Genomic DNA, 20,476 nt, shown 5'->3' on the forward strand with positions numbered 1-20,476 from the left:
GCGCAGCCAACCCGTCTCCGCAAGTGCCCGGGCCGAAGTTGGCCGCGGCCAACTTCGCGAATGTCTGCCAGCCATGGCTGTTATTGTCGCGATTCGCGAATCATGGCATCTTCGATACGCTTTTTAGCGCGATGTTGATAGAAAAGCGCATTGATAGGGATCGGGTGTTTTGGACAACATTAGCGTATCGACGACGGACGTGCGCATCGAGCGGCACGCCAACCAACTTTCACGTCAGCTGAAGCTTCTTCGAGAGAAGCTCTTTCCGCCACTGTCACAGAAGACATTGCGGACTTTCACATCCGGGGAAGCCGCGCAGATGATCGGCGTATCCGACGGATATCTGCGCCAGCTCTCGCTCGACGGCAAGGGGCCGCAGCCGGAGGTTTCCCTCAATGGCCGGCGTTCCTATACGCTCGGTCAGATCAACGCGTTGCGGCACCATATGGTGCGGATCAAGCCGAAGGATGCGCTGTCCTATCTTCCATGGCGGCGGCCAGGCGAAAAGCTGCAGACGGTTGCGGTGACGAATTTCAAGGGCGGTTCGGCAAAGACCACGACCACCCTTTATCTCGCTCAATATCTGGCGCTGAACGGCTACCGTGTGCTGGCAATCGATCTCGATCCTCAGGCATCTCTGTCGTCCATGCTTGGAGTCCAGCCGGAGTTCGATTTGGCTGACGGCGATACGCTCTACGGCGCGATCCGCTATGACGCGAGCCGCCGCTCGCTGAAGGACGTGGTGCGCAAGACCTACTTCGACGGGCTCGACCTCGTGCCAGGAAATCTCGAATTGATGGAGTTCGAGCACGAGACACCGCGCGCGCTCGGTGATCGCCAGCGGACCGGGGAGGTGTTCTTCCGGCGTGTCGGCGTTGCCATTTCAGAAGTCGAGGCCAACTACGATGTCGTTGTCATCGATTGCCCACCGCAGCTTGGTTATCTGACGCTCGGCGCCGTCTGCGCGGCAACGTCGCTTCTCATCACCATCCACCCGCAGATGGTCGACGTTGCGTCGATGTCGCAGTTTTTGTTGATGACATCGGATCTTCTGTCCGTCGTGCGCAAGGCGGGGGGCGACCTGCAACATGACTTCATCAAATACGTGGTCACGCGCCACGAACCGTTCGATGCCCCGCAGTCGCAGATCGTGGCATTGCTGCGCAACCTTTTCAGCGACGACGTGCTGACGGCGACCATCCTAAAGTCCACGGCGATCGCCGATGCCGGGCTGACGAAGCAGTCGCTCTACGAGATCGAGAGAGGGCAGGTCCGGCGTTCTACCTATGACCGAGCATTGGAATCGGTGAACGCGGCGAACGGTGAAGTGCTGGCGGGAATTCACAAAGCATGGGGCCGGACATGAGCAGACGCGATCGACTGAAGGGGCTTTTCGACGATACCGCGCAGGAGTTGGCCGCGGCCAACCCGGACGATGAAACGCCGCTGCGCGGCCCCGCAGGTCCGGTTCGTTCGATGGCGCTGACGCTCGGGCGCATGGAAGAAGAAAGTAGGGCGATGCAGGAGGCGCTGCTCTCCGGCGAGCGCGTCGTTGAGCTCGATCCGGACCTCGTCGACATGTCCTTTGTCAGGGATCGACTGGCCGAGTTGCCGCAGGATCTTGCCGACGAACTGGTGAGGTCGATCGAGGAGAATGGACAGGAAGTCCCCATTCTCGTTCGGCAGCATCCCGAGAACGCTACGCGCTTTCAAGTCGTCTATGGGCACCGGCGGCTTCAGGCGCTACGGCTGCTTGGGCGTAAGGTGCAAGCGATCATCCGGAAACTTGACGATGTCGACGTCGTCATCGCGCAAGGCATCGAGAATTCCGCAAGGCGCAACCTGTCCTATGTTGAACGCGCCGTCTTTGCCTTCAATCTCGAGAGCAAGGGCTTCGAGCGACCCGTCATCATGAAGGCGCTTTCGACCGACAAGACGGAATTGTCGAAACTGATCTCGGTTGCCAAGAGCATACCGATGGATGTGATTATGGCCATAGGTGCCGCGCCGGCCGCTGGACGGCGCAAATGGATTGCGCTCGCGCAGGGCTGGACCAATGCGACGGCGTCCCGCCTGCGGGGTCTGCTTGGCTCGGCACAGTTCGCTGCTCAAGACAGCGATCGCCGCTTTGAACTCGTCGTCACCGAACTGGCACGGAGGCCGGACAGGCAGGCGGTGACCGAGTACGAATGGTCCCCGAAGCAATCGGGTAAGATCAAAGGCCGCATCAAAAGCGCCGGCGATTCTTTCACCCTCGCGCTGAAGACGGGCGAGGCGGCGGACTTTGGCGACTACATCTCGCGCCGCCTCGACGAACTCTACGAGGCGTTCAAGAGTGGAAAATAGCCTCCGAAGCCGGCACGGACGCTGACCCTGCCAATCAACGCCGCATCTCCAGCATTTAGAGGGAATTTTTGCTGTCCGGCGGTTTGAATGCGCAGATCAATCATGCCATACATGACGGAAGTTAAGCGTGATTTAGGTTCCGTTGCAGGGAAATCAAAATAACTAACAATGCGCTATGAAATCGACAGTCCGTTGCTGGTCAGCCTGTTGCCCGCGATTGTCGAGGCCGAGGATGGCTTGGCGAGGCTGGATGAGCGGGCGGCACGTGCAGCGGTCGCAGAAGGCTTTGCCGAGCGCCGGCATTTTTTCGATGCCGTCGGTGCCCTCTGGGTCGCTGGTGAGTTGATCCACGTCGAGGACCTCGTCCTGCACGACGCCCATATGGATACGCGCACGCCAAGCCACGAACTGACGATTGCCCATTCGATCCTGCGTGTGCGACGTCGCATCTGGACGGCAGCGCCGGACTGGGCGCTCGGTCCCTCGGGACTGTCGGCCCTGGCCGGCGGCATAGAAGGGGAGGGGGCAGCCCTGGAGATCAAGAGCGCAAGGTTCCTGGTCGATGAGGATGTAGATGGTGCGACGGATAGCCTTCTCTCCGCTGAACTGGCCGAGATCGATGCGATCCTGGAGAGATCGCAGCGACTATTGGATAGTCATAACCGTCTCGGCGCTCCCGAACTGAGTGACACATCCGACCGCGCTCGTGAGAAGCGGAACGACGATCCCCTCGGCTTGTTCGATGATGAGGAATGGGACGAGCCGGCGCGTCTTCGCGCATGGCGTAAAACTGTCGTCATCGCCGACGGCTTACCCGCGACGCTTGGCGCAGCTTTGATATTTGATGCCTGGGAGAGGATCGAACCTCTCCGCCGGCAGCATTGGCTCGGAGGTCTCCTCGTTGCCGGCTATCTGCGCGCACGCGGCAAGGTCACGTCGCACCTTTTTGCCTTCTATGCCGGCCTCAAGACAATACGCCACGAGCGACGGCGTGCGCGTGACCGGCTGACGCGGCTGCAGGCGTTTCTTGAGGCAATGGTAGAGAGCGCTGCCGCGGGCCTGAAGGAAATGGACCGTCTTTCGCTGGCGCGCACGCAGATGGAAATCCGCTTCAGGGATCGTCGCTCGAACAGCAGCCTGCCGCAGCTTGCGGACTTCGTTCTGTCGCGGCCGATGGTCTCCTCGGCAATGGTGGCCCGCGAGCTGCGGGTGACGAGCCGCGGCGCGCTCAATCTGCTGAATGACATTGGCATCCGCGAAATCACCGGGCGAGGGCGTTACCGTGCCTGGGGTATCATCTGATCGGAGGTCAAAAACGAAAGCGGCCGGGTGTGGAGACCCGGGCCGCTTTCGTTGAGTGAGCACCCGATCCGCGCATCCTGTCACAGAGTGCGGACCGGGCGCCCTAGCGCTTCCTTTGCCCCCAGAAGCGCTTATCTTTACTCCCGCTCGCCCGTGAAATTGAGCAGCAGCTGGAAGATATTGACGAAGTTCAGGTAGAGCGACAGCGCACCGAAGACGGCAAGCTTCTGGTTCGATTCCTGATCGTAATTCTCGGAATACTGCGTCTTGATATTCTGCGTGTCGTAGGCCGTCAGACCGACGAAGACGAGGATACCGATCACCGAGATCGCGAACTGCAGGGCGCTCGAGCCCAGGAAGATATTGACGATGCTTGCGATGATCACGCCGATCAGGCCCATCATCAGGAACGAGCCGAAACGCGAGAGATCCTGCTTGGTCACATAGCCGTAAAGGCTGGTAGTGCCGAACATGGTCGCGGCAATGAAGAAGGTGCGTGCGATACTCGTGCCCGTGAATACCAGAAAGACGGATGCGAGCGAAAGGCCCATGACTGCGCAGAAGGCCCAGAAGGTCATCTGTGCAGCGCTGGCCGACATCGTCTGGATCTTGAATGAGAAGAAGAAGACGAAGGCGAGCGGCGCAAGCATCACGACCCACTTGAGCGGGGACTGGAAGATCGGCACATAGAGCGCCGGCGTGCTGCCGACGATAAAGGCGACGATGCCCGTGATAACGAGGCCGAGGCCCATGTAGTTGTAGACGCGCAGCATATGCTGGCGCAGGCCCTCGTCGAAGAGCGCCTGCGAGCCGGCGGCTGAGCCGTAGCCAAAACGCGGATTGGTCGGGTTCATACTGATCTCCTCGGTTGAACTAATAAAGGGTGCCGGCGAGCCGATCGGCCTCCGCATCCAGATTTATTTCGCGATCGCCGGCCACGAGCGCATAGGCCACATCGCCGATCTGCCAGTAGGCAGCTTCTGCCTTGTCGAGCGCGACGTGGCTTACGGACCGCACTGCGAATGCACCGGGTCTCACGGCAAACAGCGAAAGCTGCTTGCTGTCCGCCGTCTTGATCGCCATCTCGACGCTCGGGCCGAACTCGGACGGGAAGATCTGCACGTCAGAAATCGTCCAGTCTTCCGGCAGCTGCGGCATGACGATCGCAGTTGCCGCACGAATGTCCTCTGGCTTGTAGCTCGCCACAGACTGAGACGGCACCGACTGGCGCAGCATTGCCGTCTGATAGGCGCGTACCGCATCCTCAACATAGGCCGGGGCAGGCACCGAGGCGGCAACCTCCGTTGCTGTAAATGCGCCGAAGGAGGTGTGCGCGACCCAGCCTGCGGCGACCAGAATGACGACAGCCGCAATCCGCTGCATCGAATGGAAGATGCGACCATAGGTGAGGCCGCGCTCCAGGCGTCGAGCTGCATCGCGCGTTTCCGGACGACCGAATGCACTTTCGCTGGCGAGCGCGAGGCGCAATTCACCCCTCATGCTCAGGTCAGCCATGACCTTCGCGGCAATGGCGGGGTTTTCTGAAAGGAAGGATTCGACCTGAATGCGGCGCGCCACGTCGAGTTCTCCGTCGACATAAGCATCGAGATCAGCGTCGATGACAGGATCAATTACCTTCATTGCCGTTCCCTCCGATTAGTCTCAAGTGCGCAGCGCGTGGCGTGTTCTCCTCGAACTCACGAAGCTGCGCGCGGGCGCGCGAAATGCGCGACATCAAGGTGCCGATCGGTATCCCGAGGGCTGCCGCTGCTTCCTGGTAGGAAAGGTCCTCGATCGCGACCAGATGGAGCGCCTCTCGCTGTTCCTCCGGCAGATGGAAGAATGCGTCTCGCACCTGCTGGAGACGGACGGCGTGTTCCTGGCCGGCTTGCAGCGATTGTTCTGTCTCGACGGCGGCTTCCTCGTGCCGACGTGCCAAAGAGCGGTCCTGGCGGATGCGGTCGATGTGAGCATTGTGCATGATCGATAGCAGCCAGGTGCGCAGGTTGCCGCCACGGCGGAAACTCTGCTTCTTTTCGTAGGCCCGCAGCAGCGCGTCGTGAACGAGATCTTCCGCATCATCCGAATTGCGCACGAGCGAGCGCGCATAGCGCCGAAGCGCTGCAAGCTGGCCGATGACATCGAATGGGCGTTCTTTCCGTTCCATGATTGAGTATACGGATGCGAGCGACGAATTATTCCAGCCGTCGAGAAAAATTTCGAACGAGAATCAGTGATAGACGGCTCGCGGAAGCCGACAAGGTTGTGTCGCGACAACGCGCGCGCGTGATTTGCCCAAGGCCCAGGAACACGAGATCGCCAATTGGCTTACCACTATCCGCGTATCCGCGGGCGCACGCGCGGATACGTGGCGTGGAGCGCCGGACATGTTCAACATGAGATCATGCAACGCTTTGGCATTATGCTTACCGCCGCTTCCGCGAATAGTTTGCTTCATTCTCCTCTCCCGACCAGAACGCCCAGGTCGGTTATCAGCGCACCAGTTCTAATTAAGGAGCAGGTTCACTCCGCTGGTAACGGCGGGTCATTTCGGCGGAGGCATGTCCGAGCTGCTTCTGGACGTAGCGCTCTCGTCGACTTCGGCCGACGAGGCGAGGCCGGCGCACAGCGAGTGGCCTGAAAACTTCAGTCCCCGTTCGATATCGGGAAGATCACCGCGTATGCCGGCGGCGACCCCGTCTTCTTGACGAGGCGGGCCACTTCCTGGTCATTGAGGCGGTCCGGGGCGACATTTTTGCCCTGACCGGTCACACGACGGAAGAGGGGACCTCTGGCGAGTTTGGCAAACTTGATCCAGGTTTCGGCGGTCGCAACCGGGCAGGTGGCGTCGGACGAGCCGCGGCCGATCTCCACCTCGCGCCAGCCAGTCTTGCCGCGCAGGGTGACGAGTAGGCCGTTGTCAAAGATTTCGATCCAGCCGCGTCCGTCGTCCGTCTGGTCGCGGCCGAGGTCCAAGCCAGTGATTTCCGAGCGGCGCATGACGACGAAGCACTTTCTCTCTGCTTTCGGCATGGAACCGTTGCGCGACCTGCCGGACCGATGGCCTTGTCTTGCGCAGATTAAACCGCGCACGCTTAACGCTGGAGATGAGTGCGTCGGGAAACGCAACGCGCAGGTCGACCAGGAAATCATCCGGAGATTGCCTGGTCACGCCGTAGTGGAGGAGGTCTGGTGCCGGAAAATCCTTGAGGTTCCAGGTGACGATGATGGAGGCTTTTCCCGGCGATGGCGGCTGCGAGGACATGCCGATCGTCCAAGTCTGGTAGTTTAAGGTCTGCGATCAATGGGCGATAGTTCGCCACGTCTGCCTCCGGCAGGACGGCCCTCATCCTGTCACGCGTGGCTATCAGGCGCTGTATGGGCAATTCATGTGTGTCGGCGGCAAGATTACGCATCCACTCGTCATGGATGCGCTTCATTCCCCTGCCCCGAAACCGGCCGATATCCGCGATAGATGTGAGGTGTTGGAGAGTCGTTGCTAGTGCGGCCAAGACGACTGATCGCGCGGCAATCGGTTGTCTGGATCGTGTACACTTACTTCATCGCCAGCAGCGAGATTGGCCGGAAAAATTACCAGGTTGGTTCCGCCGGCGTGCCGGAGTGATGGAAAAAGAAGCCCCCGACAGCCGGCCGAAATGACCTCGTCAGCCAGCTTCCACGACGGAGGCACCTTCTTGTCGATCCGAGCGATCTTTCGCCATGCACAGTCCCATCGAGCTCAAGCGACATCCCATTGAAGCCGATCGAAGCCTTCCGAAAGGTCGGCGACCTCGTCAAGCGTGATCTTGTACGCGGCAAGCGTAGCCGGCGGTGTTATGCTCGCGCCCTGTCGATATTCCTCGAGCGCGGTCTGGGGTGCCAGGGAAAGATAGAGAGCCTCCACGCCGGGGCGATTGAAGCGGCCGCCATCAATGGCGGCGCCGGCTCCGCTGGTCGGAAGAAATGCCCATTTCGGTGTCAGGTAGCGATGAATGACCGCGTTTGGGCCAATACGGGTGATCTTCACCCGCGCGCTCCATTCTCCAGGTCCCGGATATACGCTAACACAGCCTCGATCTCACCGTCCGCAACAAGCTCTGCGGCTGTGCGATGTCCGTAGTCAGCAATCGGTTCGTTTCGATACCAATAGATTGCCTTCTGAAGATCGCCGCTCAGCTCGGCTGCAGCCGAGATTGCTTTGATCATTTCCCGCATCCTGCCCTGCAAGCGCTCGGAGGATGGATTGCGCAAGGTATTGCGATGAACGCCGGTCAACTCCGCAAGGTTGGCCACCTTGACGCCGAGCGCCTTCGACAGGCGCGACGCGAAATATAAGGTGTCCGCGGCTCGCGAAGGCTATCGACAAACCCGGAAACGACTGCGTAAGGATGTGCTATCTGAGCCTGTGCCATATCTAATCTCCGCTCACTTCAAAGCACAGTATATGCACATCAAGTTTTTTGACGAGTAGTGCCTTCTCCTCGACGATTATCACAGCGAGTTGCTACTGCCCGAACCGGTAACGACGAGATTGGCAGCGTCATGACGATCGCCATCAGTTCGAACGGGGAAGCACGGGCGCGGCAGATGGCGGAAAAGATCGCCGCAAATAGCCTGCGGGTCGGCTACGGTTTGCAATTGAGCAAGGCCCGCGAATGGGGTCTTCATATTTCGACGTCGCGCGGAAAGACATCGATCGGCATCGAGGAGCCTCCACTGTTCTCAGAGCCTGGCGTGTTTTTGGTCAAGCCCGACCAAACGATCTACTATCTCTTAGTGCAATCGATGCCGTTTGTCCGGCCCAATTCCAGTGAAATGGTGCAAGCCTTGGACTTCATCATCAAAAACGACTATCCGGCGAGAGGCGAATACGCGGGCGCCGTGTGAACAAGTCTTGTCGGGCATTCGACCCCATCGGCAAAGCGCTCATCGCGTAGCCGATCGCTCACTCAGCATGGCCGCCAGGTGGGCGGTGAACCCGAACAAGTTGCGAGCGCAGGTCATTTGAGGCGTGGCATGACAAGCGGATCAATCGCGATCCTGCCGCTACCGAACACAACCAGCGCCAGCGCCATCGCCGCCCAGGGCAAATGGAAGTTCGCCCAACCGTCCGGAATGGTGAGTTGAATAACCGCGGTCATCAGCAGCAAGCCGAGGGCTGCGAAGCGCGTCGCCAAGCCAAGGATCAACAAAATCGGCAGGATCAGTTCCGTAATCCCGGCTGCCGTCGCCATCGCCAGTGGAAACGGGTAAGGAATTTCGCTGCCGAAGATATGGAGTTTGAACTCCTGCTCGAAAAGATATCTTGCGCCCTGCGAAAGCGTTAGGAACCCGTCCCATTTCGTCAATCCCGACTTGAAGAAGGGAACAGCGAGCGCAAAACGCAGCGCGAGCAGCGCCAACGACCGGGGAACGGAGGCGAGCAGTCCATCGGCGCGTATGATCAGGGCGGTAAGGGCTGCGCCAAGGCCGTGTGAGGGTGCGGCTTCGGTCTTCATGGGACGTTTCCTTCATCCTGTTGGAGGGCGCTGAAAGCGCCGAGACTTGCAAGACCAGCCAGCGCCGCCCCGAAATCGAATTGGAGGCCAGAGGCAAATGCCGCCTCTGCCGCCTCGCCAAGGGTGGCATGGTCGAACAAGGAGTTTGCAAAGATGACGTCCTGCGGCGGCAGGATATGAACTTCGACCGTCATCTCCGGCCGTGCGACCAGGACAGCCTGCGGCCGCCAGTCGGCGACCGGTGTTACCATCTCCTGCTGATGCGCGCCCCAGATCGAGCCGATGGGGTATTCCGACCGGATCAAGGCCGCCGAAGGGTGCGGGACGAGCCGCAAGTCCGCAAGCATTTCGGGCGCCACAGCTGCGAGTACCGCAAGATTGATCGGCACGGCGTCCGCCGCGTGGTAACTTCGCATCCAGGCGGCCTCGATCAGGGCGATATCCGGCAGATAGGCAAGCTCCCTCGCCGGCTGGAAGCTTGCAATGAAATCCGGAAAGTCGCCGCCATATTCGATCATCAACGGTGAAGCCGGTTTGTGATCCTGAGCATAGGCCCGCGCCATTGCCACGAAGAATTCCGTTCCAACGAGCCGCTCGGTCACCGGAAAGTGCTGCGCCAGTGCCTTTGTCAGCCCGACGAAGACATTGTTGCGGTAGATGGCAAACCGCGCTGTGTCGGCTTCGCCGCGTGCGGTGGTAATGCCGTCCGGCACTGGTCGGTCGGCGTTAAGCAACGCGGCAGCGAAGGCGCTCTGGCTGACAGCGAATCCCATGGTCATGCCGCCCGAATCTGGTCGCGGCGGAGCGCTTCGGCGGCGAGCATCGCGTCCGCTCGTGCCGCCTCCGCATGCAAGGTGGCGAAGTCCGGGACGTCGTTGTCCCATTCAATCAACGTCGGTAACGGTCCGCTGCGCGCAAGTGTGTGTTCGTAGAGCGCCACCACGTCACTCTTCACCGCCGTACCATGCGCATCGATCAACAACCGGTCGCCGGCGTCATCGATGGTTTCGTCGTAACCGGCAAGGTGGATCTCGCCGACCAACTCGACCGGGAAACGGTCGATATACGTGGTGGCATCGAGCCGGTGGTTCACTGCCGAGACCATTACGTTGTTGACGTCGAGCAGAAGGCCGCAGGCGGTCCGCTCCGCAATCGTCGCGAGAAAGTCCACCTCATCGATCGTGCTGTCGGTAAACAGCACGTAGGTCGAGGGGTTTTCGAGGAGCAGCGGTCGCCCGAGCGCCTGCTGCGTTTCGTCGATATGGTCAATGACGCGCGCCAGGGTTTCAGGTGTATAGGGAAGCGGCAGCAAGTCGTTGAGAAAGCCCGTGTCGTGGGTCGACCAAGCCAGATGTTCGGAGAAGCTCTGCGGCCGGTAGCGATCGATCAGGCTGCGCAGCCGCTTCAGATGCGTTTTGTCGAGCCCGCGCGCCGCGCCGATCGACAAGCCGACGCCATGCAGCGAAAGTGGATAGAATTCCGTGATGGCTTCCAGGTAGCGATGCGGCGGCCCACCCGCGCCCATGTAATTCTCGGCATGCACCTCAAAGAAGCCGACATCCGGCCGATTGGCCAGAATGGTCTCGTAGTGCTCGGGCTTGAGGCTAAGGCCGGCACGCGCGGGCAGGGCGGTAGTTGGGATTTTTGAAGCGGACATCGCGGTTCTCCCCGGATTTGTCAGACAACCGGCGGGGCCCGTGCAGCCGGGCCCCGCCTGACAGTCAGCCCTTGATCGGCTCCAGCTTGCCCATGTGGCCATTGACGTTCATGGTCGTGCAGGTACCGATAGGGACAGCCTTCCAGGAGTTGCCCTGATAGTCCGTCGTCGAGGTGCCCGCGCAGGTCGTGCCGGCGCCGGCGGCGCAGTCGTTCTGACCCTTGAGCGCGATGCCATAGCATTTCTCGTTGCCGACCATTTTCTCAGCCGGCAACGGTGCGGCGAAGGCAACCGATGCAAGAGCGGTGGCGAGCGAGCCGGCGAGGGTAAGTGTGAGCGTGGAACGGTTCATGGATGATCTCCTCTTGGAAGTTACGCGTGCCGGTCATCGGCCGCGTAATCCTCCCTTCGGTCTGGCGAAGACTTCTGTTACGCATGGCAACAAACACGAATTCGTGATCGACGGTGCGGCTTGGTTGGACATTATTTCGGGCGGCGCGTAACAAAGCGGCCTCAACGCGCGTATTGGAGAGACAAGGGTTGAACGGCGACGCCGAAAAAGAACTTGCCACGTTGCTGCGCGCTGCGATCGCAGGGGACGAAGGGGCGTATGCGGCATTTCTGGGACGCACCGCTGCCATCGTGCGCGGCTTCGCGCGCCGGAAGATTGTGCAGGGCGGCGTCGATCCCGAGGACATTGTGCAGGAAACGCTTCTGGCAATTCATATGAAGCGTCATACATGGATCAGCGACGCGCCTGTCCTGCCCTGGATTTATGCGATCGCGCGCTTCAAGCTGATCGACGCCTTTCGCAAGCGTGGCCGCCGCGTCGAGATCGAGATCGGTGACATCGCCGAGATGGTCGCCCAGCCGGAGGCCGAGACGGTGAGCGACCGCGAGATCGGCCGTGCGCTGGATGGGTTGGCGCCAGGCCAGCGTTCGGTCGTGGCCGCGATTTCGGTCGAGGGGCGCTCGATCGGCGAGACGGCCGAGAAGTTCGGTATGACCGAGACGGCGGTGCGCGTGGCGCTGCACCGGGGTTTGCGATCGATCGCGAGAAAGTTTGGACGGAGCTGAAATGCAGACCAACGACCTCATCAATGCCCTGAAGGCAGATGCAGCAAAGCACGCGATGCCGCTTGGCCATGCGTGGTGGGTGGCGATCGCGGCTGCGACGATCGTTGCGGCGGTCGCGTTCTTCGTGCTGATCGGTCCGCGCCCGGACTTCGCGGCGGCCGCCCATACGCTCCGCTTCCTGTTAAAATTCATCGTCACCCTCACGCTCACCGTCGTCGCCTTTGGGCTCTTGCGGGTGTTGTCTCGACCCGGTTCAAACGTCAGAGGTGTCGCGTATTGGCTCGTTCTGACACCGGTCCTTCTCGGCGCCGCGGTCGTGGCCGAGCTGTTCGTCGTGCCCACTGATCAGTTGCTTGCAGTCTGGTGGGGCAGCAACGTCTATGTCTGCCTGACTTTCATCCCATTGATCGGTCTCGGTCCGCTGGCCATTTTTCTCGTGGCACTGCGTCACGGCGCGCCGACGCGCCCCGGTCCGGCAGGCGCCGTCGCTGGTTTGCTTGCCGGTGGCATCGCCGCAACCTTTTACGCGGCCCACTGCACCGACGATTCGCCTCTGTTCGTCGCGACCTGGTACTCGATAGCGATCGCGGGGCTTGTGGTGCTCGGCACAATCCTCGGCCGCCGTGTTGCGCGCTGGTGAAGTCTCCCCAACGGGAGGGAACGCAAGCGTTCCTCCTCCCTTTACCGCCACCGAAGTGTTGCAATAGGGCCAGTTTGGCGCGTGACTTTGCTGAGCCTTCGTTCTCGTCATGCTGTTTTGTATGTTCCAAAGACGGGAAGAGGCAGCGCGACCGAGCCAGCCGCTCTCGAACGACAGCTCGCGCGGCAGCGGCTTCCTCGTGCCGACGTGCCAAAGAGCGATCTTGGCGGATGCGATCGATGTGAGCATTGTACATGATCGATGGCAGCCAGGTCCGCAGGTCACTACCACGGCGGAAACTCTGCTTCTTTTCGTAGGCCCGCAGCAGCGCGTCATCGTGAACGAGATCTTCCGCATCATCCGAATTGCGCACGAGCGAGCGCGTATAGCACCGAAGCGCTGCAAGCTGGCCGATGACATCGAATGGGCCGGATGCGAGCGACGTATTATTCCAGCCGTCGAGAAAATTTCGAACAAGAATCAGTGATAGACGGCTCGCGGAAGCCGACAACGCTCGTGCAAAACCGTATCGAGTTGACCGGAGCTACCCGGGCCGACCGTCCGACAGTTCCTCAAGGATCGGGCAATCCGGTCTGTCGTTGCCATGGCATGCGTGGACCAGATGTTCCAACGTCCGGCGCAGCCCCGTGAGTTCCCGGATCTTGCGATCGATTTCCGTCAACTTCGCCTGCGTCAGTTCCTTTACATCCGCACTCGCCCGGCTCTTGTCTTCGTAGAGTGCCAGCAGCTGACGACATTCTTCCACGGAAAAGCCGAGGCCGCGCGATCTCTGCAAGAAGTGCAGCTTGTGGACGTCACTCTCGGCATAGTCGCGATAGCCGTTTCCGCCCCGGTCGGGGCGGATCAAGCCGATATCCTCATAGTAGCGGATCGTTTTCGGCGCCAATCCGGAGCGTTCCGATGCTTGCCCTATATTCACGGCGATCTCCTATAGCTTGACGAGCCGCAGTCGTAGCGCATTGCCGATGACCGACACAGACGACAGGCTCATGGCGGCAGCAGCGATCATCGGCGACAGCAGCAATCCGAACACAGGATAGAGCGCACCCGCTGCCAGCGGTACGCCAAGTGCGTTGTAACCGAAAGCAAAGCCGAGGTTCTGGCGGATGTTGCGCATGGCGGCCATCGCGAGCCGCCTTGCACGAACGATCCCATTCAGATCGCCCTTGACGAGTGTCAGGCCGGCGCTTTCCATTGCAACATCAGCACCGGTGCCCATCGCGATACCTACGTCGGCCGCGGCGAGCGCAGGCGCATCGTTGACGCCATCGCCTGCCATGGCGACGACTGCACCCTTAGCTTGCAGTTCGTCGACCAAAGCCTTCTTGCCTTCGGGCAGGATGTCGGCGCGTACCTCGTCGATGCCAAGGCTTTTTGCCACGGCGCGCGCGGTGCGTTCATTGTCGCCTGTGGCCATGATGATGGTCAGGCCGTTCTCGTGCAGCGCCCTGATTGCAGCTGCCGTGGTCGGCTTAATCCGGTCGGCAACCGCCACGAAGCCGGCGAGCCTTTCATCGACGACCAGGAACATCACGGTTTTGCCCTCATCCCGGAACGACCGAACCTGTTCGGCAAGAGGTGTAACGTCGACACCGAGATCGTGCATCATTGCGGCATTGCCAAGCGCGACAATGGTCCGGTCGGCTTTGCCCACCACACCCTTGCCGGTTCTTGCTTCAAAGCCGGTGACGTCGCTCAGATCGATCCCGCGCTCCTGCGCGCCGGATACAATGGCCTCGGCCAGCGGGTGCTCGGATCCACGCTCAAGGCTGGCAGCGAGCTTCAGGAGGCGAGTTTCCGCGACGCCGCCAAGGGAAACGACATCCGTAAGTCTCGGCTTTCCTTCCGTCAGGGTGCCTGTCTTGTCGACGATCAGGGTGTCGACGCGTGCGAAGCGTTCAAGCGCTTCCGCGTCCTTGATCAGAACGCCTTCCTGAGCGCCGCGGCCCGTCGCGATCATGATCGACATGGGTGTCGCCAGGCCGAGTGCGCAGGGGCAGGCGATGATCAAAACAGCAACGGCGGCGAGCAACGCATGTGGCATGCGGGGCTCGGGGCCGACAAGGCTCCAGACGATGAAAGCGATGATAGCTGCGGCGACAACAGCGGGAACGAAGATGGCGGAAACGCGATCGACCGCTCCCTGAATGGGCGCACGCGAACGCTGGGCTTTTGCGACCAGGTCGACGATGCGCGACAACGTCGTGTCGGCACCGACCTTCTCGGCGATCATCACGAGCGTTCCGTTCTTGTTGATCGTGCCGCCGGTGACCGCATCACCCTTCTGTTTTTCGACCGGGATCGGTTCGCCTGTTATCATGGCTTCGTCGAGGGTCGACTGCCCTTCGGTGACGGAACCGTCGATCGGAATACGCTCGCCCGGGCGAACACGGACACGATCTCCGACTTGTATTTCATCGACAGCGACGTCGATTTCGGAGCCGTCCGCATTGATGCGTCGCGCCGTCTTCGGTGCAAGATCAAGCAATGCGCGTATCGCCGAACCAGTCTTCTCGCGGGCCTTCAATTCCAGAACCTGGCCGACAAAGACCAGAGCCACAATAACGGCAGCCGCTTCGAAATAGACGGGAACGGTGTCTCCATGACCGCGCAAGGTATGCGGGAAGATGCTGGGTGCGATCGCCGCAACGACGCTATAGACGTAGGCCGTTCCAACGCCGAGCCCGATCAGCGTCCACATATTGGGGCTACGATTGACGAGCGAAGCCCGTGCCCGTCGGAAGAACGGCAGCGCGGCCCAAAGAACGACCGGCGTGGCAAGAAGAAGTTCGATCCACGTCGCCTCTGGTTCGCCGATCCAGTCGCGTAGCGGCAGACCGATCATCGGTCCCATGCTGATTGCAAGCAGCGGGATCGAGAGTGTGCCGCTCACCCAGAGGCGGCGGGTGAAATCCACCAATTCCGGATTCGGGCCTTCATCAGCCGGTGGAACACCCATCGGTTCCAGCGCCATGCCGCATTTCGGGCAGTCGCCCGGATGATCGCTGACGACTTCGGGATGCATCGGGCAGGTATAGAGTGTGCCTTTCGGCATCGGCTTCTCGGCGGGTTTCTTGCCGCTTCGATAAACGCTGGGGTCTGCTTCGAACTTCGCCTTGCAACCGGCCGAGCAGAAGTAGAGCTTTTCGCCCTCATGCTTCAGCATATGCTTTGCACTGGCGCGGTCGACGGTCATTCCGCAGACAGGATCCTTCGCGGTCAGGTAGTCCCGTGGCATTGCCTCGAACTTTCGCCGGCAGCCATCCGAGCAGAAATGGTAGGTCAGCCCGCCGTACTGAAGCGAGGGTTTGCCAGCCGTGGGATCGACCGTCATCCCGCAGACGGGATCGCGAACAACTGCGTCAGTGCCTGCATGATCAAGATTGTGACCGTGATGATCGTGGTGGGGATGGTTCTGCGTGCCGTCCATGCTGTTCTCCTTTGCCCCAATAGGGCAGTGGACAACCTTATGAACCTTCCAGCAACTGGAAGGTCAAGCGGAAAGATCCGGCACGGCGCCATTATCAGGGCGAGCGACCCAGACACACGAGAACATAGCGTCCATCGTAGCCGACGGACCAGGCATCGCGATAGCCGTAGCTTGTGCAGGTCTGGTAGCGATCCCCCGTTTCGGAGCGCCGGGCGGCGGCATGACACCGGAGAGTATATCGGCGACGTTCCAGACGGCCACCGGGTCCGGCGGGGCTTCACCGTCGATCTTGCCTGGCCGCTCGTTGACGCTACTGCTCGAAAAGCAGCAACTAGCGCGGCCCTGACAAGCCAAAACCGTTGAACGCTCCTCTTTTGGTCGACAAGCCCTGAAAGCAGATCTGACTGGGGCTTTGCGAAAGCATGGTTCAATGTGCTCTCGACCACGGGCGCCAAGCGCGATAGCTGATGTGCCTTCGGTCAGCACGCCCCATTGTGATGCCGATGTAGCCAGACACACCATTGGGGGAGATGGATACCCGTTACTTCCAGGTTTGCTGAGCGTTCCGCCGTTAATTCCTTGCTTTTCAGCTTGACAGCTCGTCGATGCGTGGCATTGTAAAGCGGTTTAGTAAAACGCTTTACTAACGATGGGCCATAACGATTGGGCTAGAGAGACATCATGTCTAACAGGCGTGCCACTAGTCTAAAGGACGTCGCCGATGCAGCTGGCGTATCGGTGGCGACCGTCTCGCGCCTGCTCAACGGATCGCTCCAACTTCCGCCCGAAACAAAGCAACGCATCGACAGTGCGATCCAGGCTCTCAAATACGAGCCTAACCCTCATGCTCGCCGTCTAAGCCGAGGTCGTTCGGACACGATCGGTCTCGTCGTCCCGGACATCGCCAATCCCTTCTTCGCAACGCTTGTCTCCGCGGTTGAAGAAGAGGCAGACAAGCGTGGTCTCGCGCTGTCGCTTCATGCGACCCTTAACCGCCCTGGCCGCGAGATTTCCTACGTGACGGCGCTTGGCCGTAACCATGTCGACGGCCTTCTCTTCATAACGAACCATCCCGACAACGGCGAACTCGCGTCCCTAATCAACCAGACGGGAAAGGTCGTCATTGTCGATGAAGACGTGCCGAACGCGGTGGTGCCTAAGCTGTTCTCAGACAACGAGATGGGTGGCTACCTTGCGGGGCGTCATCTTGCGGATCACGGTCACAGGCGGGTCGTCTATATCGGTGGCCCTCAGGCGATGATCAGTACCCTCCGTCGTTCAGAGGGGCTTGAGCGCGCGCTGAGGGAGCGGGGCGAGCCGTTCGAGGTGTTGCGATATGAGGGCAATTATACGGTTGAGTTTGGCCGACAGGCCGCGCGCCGGTTCATTGATGAAGGAATGCCGGCTACGGCAATCTTTGCCAGCTCCGATGAGATCGCAATCGGCCTCATTGATGTCCTGCGCGCTGAAGGCGTCTCTGTCCCGGGTGAAATCTCGCTCGTCGGTTTCGACGACGTCGGGCCGCTCCACCTTTTCTCACCGCCGCTGACCGCGATACGACAGCCCGTCCGGGCACTCGGCGCGCGGGCGCTGGCAATACTCCTGGAAACAAACTGGCAGGATCCGGAAAGCCTCGCTTGCGAAGAACTGCTGCCGGTCGAAATCGTCGTGCGGGATTCCGTTGCACCGCCGTCGAAACCATAAAAGCAACGACCATGAACCAAACCAGAGGACGAACACATGACTATTCTGAAACGCAGGATGTTGACCACAGCGCTAGCCGCAACCGCCCTTGCGGGCATTACCTTCGGCTCCATGGCCCACGCTGCTGACAAGACCTTCGCTCTTGTGCAGATCAACCAGCAGGCGCTATTCTTCAACCAGATGAATGAAGGCGCCCAGAAGGCCGCCGATGCCGCAGGCGCGAAGCTCGTGATCTTCAATGCCAACAATGATCCGGCAGCCCAGAACAGCGCGATCGAAACCTATATCCAGCAGAAGGTCGACGGCCTTGCTGTCGTCGCGATCGACGTAAATGGGATCATGCCGGCCGTACAGCAGGCGGCTGCCGCGGGAATTCCGGTCGTCGCTATCGACGCTATTTTGCCGGAAGGTCCGCAAAAAGCGCAGATCGGTGTCGACAATGCCAAGGCCGGCGCAGACATGGGCAAGTTCTTCCTTGATTACGTGAAGAGCGACATGGGCGGCAAGGTGAAGTACGGCGTTGTCGGCGCGCTGAATTCCTTCATCCAGAACGTCCGTCAGGAAGGCTTTGAAAAGACCGTCAAGGACGCCGAAGGCGTTACCACCGCCGGCGTCGTCGATGGCCAGAATATCCAGGACAACGCTCTCGCCGCGGCCGAAAATCTGATTACCGGCAACCCCGACATGACGGCCGTCTATGCCACCGGCGAGCCGGCGCTCATGGGCGCAATCGCCGCTGTCGAGAGCCAGGGCAAGCAGTCCAACGTCAAGATCTTCGGCTGGGATCTCACCGCCCAGGCGATTGCCGGTATCGATGCGGGCTATGTCACCGCCGTCATCCAGCAGGATCCGGCCGCCATGGGTGCGGCAGCCGTCGATGCATTGAAGAAAGTTTCGGACGGTGGCAGCGTCGAGAAGACGATCTCCGTGCCGATCACCATCGTAACGAAGGAAAACGTTGAACCCTACCGGGCCGTCTTCAAATGATTACTAAAGGACAGCACTCAACCGCTGTCGCAGGGGCCGGGGGAAGAGATCTCCCCCGGCAATCCGGCGAGGGCGCAATTCGCCAGCCGCGTATTTCGCTTCGTGGTATTCGTAAGACATTCGGTTCGCATCAGGCGCTGCGTGGCGTCGATCTCGACATCTACCCGGGCGAATGCCTCGGCCTTGTCGGCGACAACGCTGCTGGTAAGTCGACGCTGACCAAGATCATTTCCGGGACCTATCTCCCGGATGATGGCTTGATCTCGATCGAGGGGCAGGATGTCCGTTTCAGCGGGCCGGCTGACGCCCGCGAGCGCAATATCGAGATGGTGTTTCAGGACCTGAGTCTCTGCGACCATGTCGACGTCGTCGGTAATCTATTCCTTGGTCGCGAGCTGACCAAAGGACCGTTTCTGGATCGCTCTCGGATGTTGTCCGAGGCCCGCGCCATGCTGGATGCGCTCGAAATCCGCATTCCCAGGCTCGGCGCAAAAGTTGAGAAACTTTCGGGTGGCCAGCGTCAGGCGATTGCGATCGCACGTGCGGCCTCTTTCAACCCGAAGGTCCTTATCATGGACGAACCGACATCCGCTCTGGCCGTTGCTGAAGTGGAGGCCGTGCTCAACCTGATCAACCGGGTCAAGGCCAAGGGCGTTTCGGTGATCCTGATCACCCACCGCCTGCAGGATCTCTTCCGCGTCTGTGATCGTATCGCCGTCATGTACGAAGGCACCAAGGTGGCCGAGCGTGACATCGGCAAGACGGATCTGCAGGACCTCGTGCAGTTGATCGTTGGAGGGCAGAAGCATTGACCGCCTATACCGAACGTGCTGCCGGTTCCCCGATCGCTGACTTCTTTTCCGAACACGCGCAGGTCCTTTCGATCACCGTGTTCTTCCTCGCGTGCCTCGTGTTTTTCTCCCTCACCACGGACACGTTCCTGACACTCGGCAATGTCCTCAACGTTGTGCGACAGGCAGCTCCGATCCTCGTTGTGGCGGTGGCGATGACGCTTGTCATCATTACCGGAGGCATCGACCTGTCGGTCGGTTCGCAGGTGGCACTTGTCAATGCGGTCGCGGCGATCATCCTCGCCATGGGCTACCCTTGGCCGGTCGTGGCGGTCGGTATGGTCGCCTTCGGCGCACTCATGGGAATGGCGCAGGGCTGGTTCGTTGCGTATCAGGGCATCCCGGCCTTCATCGTGACGCTTGCCGGCCTCTCGATCCTGCGCGGCTTCGCACTCTACCTGACACAGGGTTATTCGATCCCCATCAAAGATGTCCCCGGCTTCTTCTGGCTCGGGCGCGGCGAATTTCTGGGGCTTCCCGTTCCAGCGCTTATCGCCGTCTTCGTTGCGGTTCTAGGTTATGCGGTAATCGCCTATACGAAATACGGTCGCCAGGTCGTTGCGGTTGGCTCCAATCTCGAAGCCGCCCGTCGTGTCGGCATGCCCGCGAAATGGATCGTCGCATCTGTCTATATGGTGTCTGGCATCGCCTGCGCGCTGGCAGGCCTTCTGATCGCGGCTCGCCTTGGGTCTGGCTCGTCCAATGCGGCGGTCGGTTTCGAACTGCAGGTCATCGCGGCCGTGGTTCTGGGCGGCACGTCGCTGATGGGCGGTCGTGGCAGCATTCTCGGAACGGTGCTCGGCACGCTGACCATCGCCGTCATCGGCAACGGGTTGATCCTGATGCATATCTCGCCCTTCTTCACGCAGATCGTGACGGGCGCGATCATTCTCGTGGCGATCTGGCTCAACACCCGGATCTTCACCACCAACTTCCGTCTTGGCGGAAAGAAGGCGTAAGGGG

At 60.4% G+C, this 20,476-nt stretch carries 21 protein-coding genes and 5 pseudogenes; 11 read left to right on the top strand and 15 right to left on the bottom strand.

The genetic code is table 11. The features are described from left to right. Positions 1 to 169: 169 nt before the first annotated feature. The 3 genes from repA to FHX09_RS19255 all read left to right on the top strand — a co-directional run bounded on the left by repA (position 170) and on the right by FHX09_RS19255 (position 3,648). Entirely contained in the window at positions 170 to 1,366 is a 1,197-nt protein-coding gene (repA, locus tag FHX09_RS19245) for a plasmid partitioning protein RepA (RefSeq protein WP_183720556.1), read from the top strand. Next, entirely contained in the window at positions 1,363 to 2,346 is a 984-nt protein-coding gene (repB, locus tag FHX09_RS19250) for a plasmid partitioning protein RepB (protein WP_184450512.1), read from the top strand. Before repA ends, repB begins: the two co-directional genes overlap by 4 nt. Positions 2,347 to 2,514: 168 nt before the next feature. Continuing rightward, the gene (locus FHX09_RS19255; RefSeq protein WP_184450513.1) at positions 2,515 to 3,648 is read left to right on the top strand and encodes an RHE_PE00001 family protein; all 1,134 of its coding nucleotides are present in this window, start codon (positions 2,515 to 2,517) and stop codon (positions 3,646 to 3,648) included. Positions 3,649 to 3,785: 137 nt separating this feature from the next. Here the strand turns inward: FHX09_RS19255 and FHX09_RS19260 are convergent, their stop codons facing one another. The 7 genes and pseudogenes from FHX09_RS19260 to FHX09_RS30515 all read right to left on the bottom strand — a co-directional run bounded on the left by FHX09_RS19260 (position 3,786) and on the right by FHX09_RS30515 (position 8,060). Continuing rightward, positions 3,786 to 4,502 carry a Bax inhibitor-1/YccA family protein gene (locus tag FHX09_RS19260; RefSeq protein WP_132590347.1) on the bottom strand — a complete coding sequence of 239 codons (717 nt, stop codon included), beginning with the start codon at positions 4,500 to 4,502 and terminating at the stop codon, positions 3,786 to 3,788. Positions 4,503 to 4,521: 19 nt separating this feature from the next. Then, a complete protein-coding gene (locus FHX09_RS19265; RefSeq protein WP_184450514.1) occupies positions 4,522 to 5,289 on the bottom strand; it encodes an anti-sigma factor in 768 nt (255 codons plus the stop codon). Beyond that, a complete protein-coding gene (locus tag FHX09_RS19270) occupies positions 5,276 to 5,815 on the bottom strand; it encodes a sigma-70 family RNA polymerase sigma factor (protein WP_184450515.1) in 540 nt (179 codons plus the stop codon). The genes FHX09_RS19265 and FHX09_RS19270 overlap by 14 nt, the downstream gene beginning before the upstream one ends. A gap of 343 nt (positions 5,816 to 6,158) precedes the next feature. Next, positions 6,159 to 6,648: pseudogene (locus FHX09_RS19275) on the bottom strand (tyrosine-type recombinase/integrase); the annotation flags it as partial. A 499-nt stretch (positions 6,649 to 7,147) separates the two neighbouring features. Beyond that, positions 7,148 to 7,360 (bottom strand): RES family NAD+ phosphorylase, encoded by a 213-nt coding sequence (locus FHX09_RS30505; protein WP_348649183.1) that lies wholly within the window; start codon positions 7,358 to 7,360, stop codon positions 7,148 to 7,150. A gap of 27 nt (positions 7,361 to 7,387) precedes the next feature. Further along, positions 7,388 to 7,675, bottom strand: a complete 288-nt coding sequence (locus FHX09_RS30510; RefSeq protein ID WP_348649181.1) for an RES domain-containing protein — start codon at positions 7,673 to 7,675, stop codon at positions 7,388 to 7,390. Next, positions 7,672 to 8,060 (bottom strand): annotated as a pseudogene (locus FHX09_RS30515) (hypothetical protein). Before FHX09_RS30515 ends, FHX09_RS30510 begins: the two are co-directional and overlap by 4 nt. A gap of 127 nt (positions 8,061 to 8,187) precedes the next feature. Here FHX09_RS30515 and FHX09_RS19290 point away from each other — a divergent pair. Further along, a pseudogene (locus FHX09_RS19290) lies at positions 8,188 to 8,535 on the top strand (AhpC/TSA family protein); the annotation flags it as partial. Between the two features lie 113 nt (positions 8,536 to 8,648). Here FHX09_RS19290 and FHX09_RS19295 read toward each other — a convergent pair. The 4 genes from FHX09_RS19295 to FHX09_RS19310 all read right to left on the bottom strand — a co-directional run bounded on the left by FHX09_RS19295 (position 8,649) and on the right by FHX09_RS19310 (position 11,155). Further along, positions 8,649 to 9,146, bottom strand: coding sequence for a DoxX family protein (locus FHX09_RS19295; RefSeq protein ID WP_132590341.1), 498 nt, complete (start codon positions 9,144 to 9,146; stop codon positions 8,649 to 8,651). Further along, complete coding sequence (locus tag FHX09_RS19300) at positions 9,143 to 9,925, bottom strand: DNA-binding domain-containing protein (protein ID WP_184450516.1); 783 nt, start codon at positions 9,923 to 9,925, stop codon at positions 9,143 to 9,145. The genes FHX09_RS19295 and FHX09_RS19300 overlap by 4 nt, the downstream gene beginning before the upstream one ends. After that, positions 9,922 to 10,803, bottom strand: a complete 882-nt coding sequence (locus FHX09_RS19305; RefSeq protein WP_132590339.1) for a DUF692 domain-containing protein — start codon at positions 10,801 to 10,803, stop codon at positions 9,922 to 9,924. The genes FHX09_RS19300 and FHX09_RS19305 overlap by 4 nt, the downstream gene beginning before the upstream one ends. A gap of 64 nt (positions 10,804 to 10,867) precedes the next feature. After that, positions 10,868 to 11,155 (bottom strand): DUF2282 domain-containing protein, encoded by a 288-nt coding sequence (locus FHX09_RS19310; protein WP_007799846.1) that lies wholly within the window; start codon positions 11,153 to 11,155, stop codon positions 10,868 to 10,870. Between FHX09_RS19310 and FHX09_RS19315 the strand changes: the two genes are divergently transcribed. From FHX09_RS19315 to FHX09_RS19325, 3 genes are read left to right on the top strand one after another with little or no spacing between them, the layout of a single operon-like run. Then, the gene (locus FHX09_RS19315; RefSeq protein ID WP_157213396.1) at positions 11,154 to 11,306 is read left to right on the top strand and encodes a hypothetical protein; all 153 of its coding nucleotides are present in this window, start codon (positions 11,154 to 11,156) and stop codon (positions 11,304 to 11,306) included. The genes FHX09_RS19310 and FHX09_RS19315 overlap by 2 nt on opposite strands. 37 nt (positions 11,307 to 11,343) lie before the next feature. Continuing rightward, positions 11,344 to 11,880, top strand: coding sequence for a sigma-70 family RNA polymerase sigma factor (locus tag FHX09_RS19320; protein ID WP_184450517.1), 537 nt, complete (start codon positions 11,344 to 11,346; stop codon positions 11,878 to 11,880). Position 11,881: 1 nt separating this feature from the next. Continuing rightward, a complete protein-coding gene (locus FHX09_RS19325; RefSeq protein WP_184450518.1) occupies positions 11,882 to 12,520 on the top strand; it encodes an NrsF family protein in 639 nt (212 codons plus the stop codon). Positions 12,521 to 12,707: 187 nt separating this feature from the next. Here FHX09_RS19325 and FHX09_RS19330 read toward each other — a convergent pair. The 4 genes and pseudogenes from FHX09_RS19330 to FHX09_RS19345 form a co-directional block, all read right to left on the bottom strand. Continuing rightward, a pseudogene (locus tag FHX09_RS19330) lies at positions 12,708 to 13,001 on the bottom strand (sigma factor); the annotation flags it as partial. A 63-nt stretch (positions 13,002 to 13,064) separates the two neighbouring features. After that, complete coding sequence (cueR, locus tag FHX09_RS19335; protein WP_007799852.1) at positions 13,065 to 13,460, bottom strand: Cu(I)-responsive transcriptional regulator; 396 nt, start codon at positions 13,458 to 13,460, stop codon at positions 13,065 to 13,067. A gap of 9 nt (positions 13,461 to 13,469) precedes the next feature. Further along, entirely contained in the window at positions 13,470 to 15,971 is a 2,502-nt protein-coding gene (locus tag FHX09_RS19340) for a heavy metal translocating P-type ATPase (RefSeq protein ID WP_184450519.1), read from the bottom strand. A gap of 69 nt (positions 15,972 to 16,040) precedes the next feature. Next, positions 16,041 to 16,268 (bottom strand): annotated as a pseudogene (locus FHX09_RS19345) (penicillin-binding protein 1C); the annotation flags it as partial. Between the two features lie 384 nt (positions 16,269 to 16,652). On the opposite strand from FHX09_RS19345, the gene FHX09_RS19350 reads away from it, so the two are divergent. From FHX09_RS19350 to FHX09_RS19365, 4 genes are read left to right on the top strand one after another with little or no spacing between them, the layout of a single operon-like run. Beyond that, positions 16,653 to 17,675, top strand: a complete 1,023-nt coding sequence (locus FHX09_RS19350) for a LacI family DNA-binding transcriptional regulator (RefSeq protein ID WP_132590332.1) — start codon at positions 16,653 to 16,655, stop codon at positions 17,673 to 17,675. Between the two features lie 36 nt (positions 17,676 to 17,711). After that, positions 17,712 to 18,662 carry a substrate-binding domain-containing protein gene (locus FHX09_RS19355; protein WP_132590330.1) on the top strand — a complete coding sequence of 317 codons (951 nt, stop codon included), beginning with the start codon at positions 17,712 to 17,714 and terminating at the stop codon, positions 18,660 to 18,662. Continuing rightward, the gene (locus tag FHX09_RS19360) at positions 18,659 to 19,474 is read left to right on the top strand and encodes an ATP-binding cassette domain-containing protein (protein WP_132590328.1); all 816 of its coding nucleotides are present in this window, start codon (positions 18,659 to 18,661) and stop codon (positions 19,472 to 19,474) included. The genes FHX09_RS19355 and FHX09_RS19360 overlap by 4 nt, the downstream gene beginning before the upstream one ends. Then, positions 19,471 to 20,472, top strand: a complete 1,002-nt coding sequence (locus FHX09_RS19365) for an ABC transporter permease (RefSeq protein ID WP_132590326.1) — start codon at positions 19,471 to 19,473, stop codon at positions 20,470 to 20,472. The genes FHX09_RS19360 and FHX09_RS19365 overlap by 4 nt, the downstream gene beginning before the upstream one ends. Positions 20,473 to 20,476: the final 4 nt, after the last annotated feature.

The organism is Rhizobium sp. BK538, assembly GCF_014197575.1.
Classification (GTDB): Bacteria; Pseudomonadota; Alphaproteobacteria; order Rhizobiales; family Rhizobiaceae; genus Rhizobium.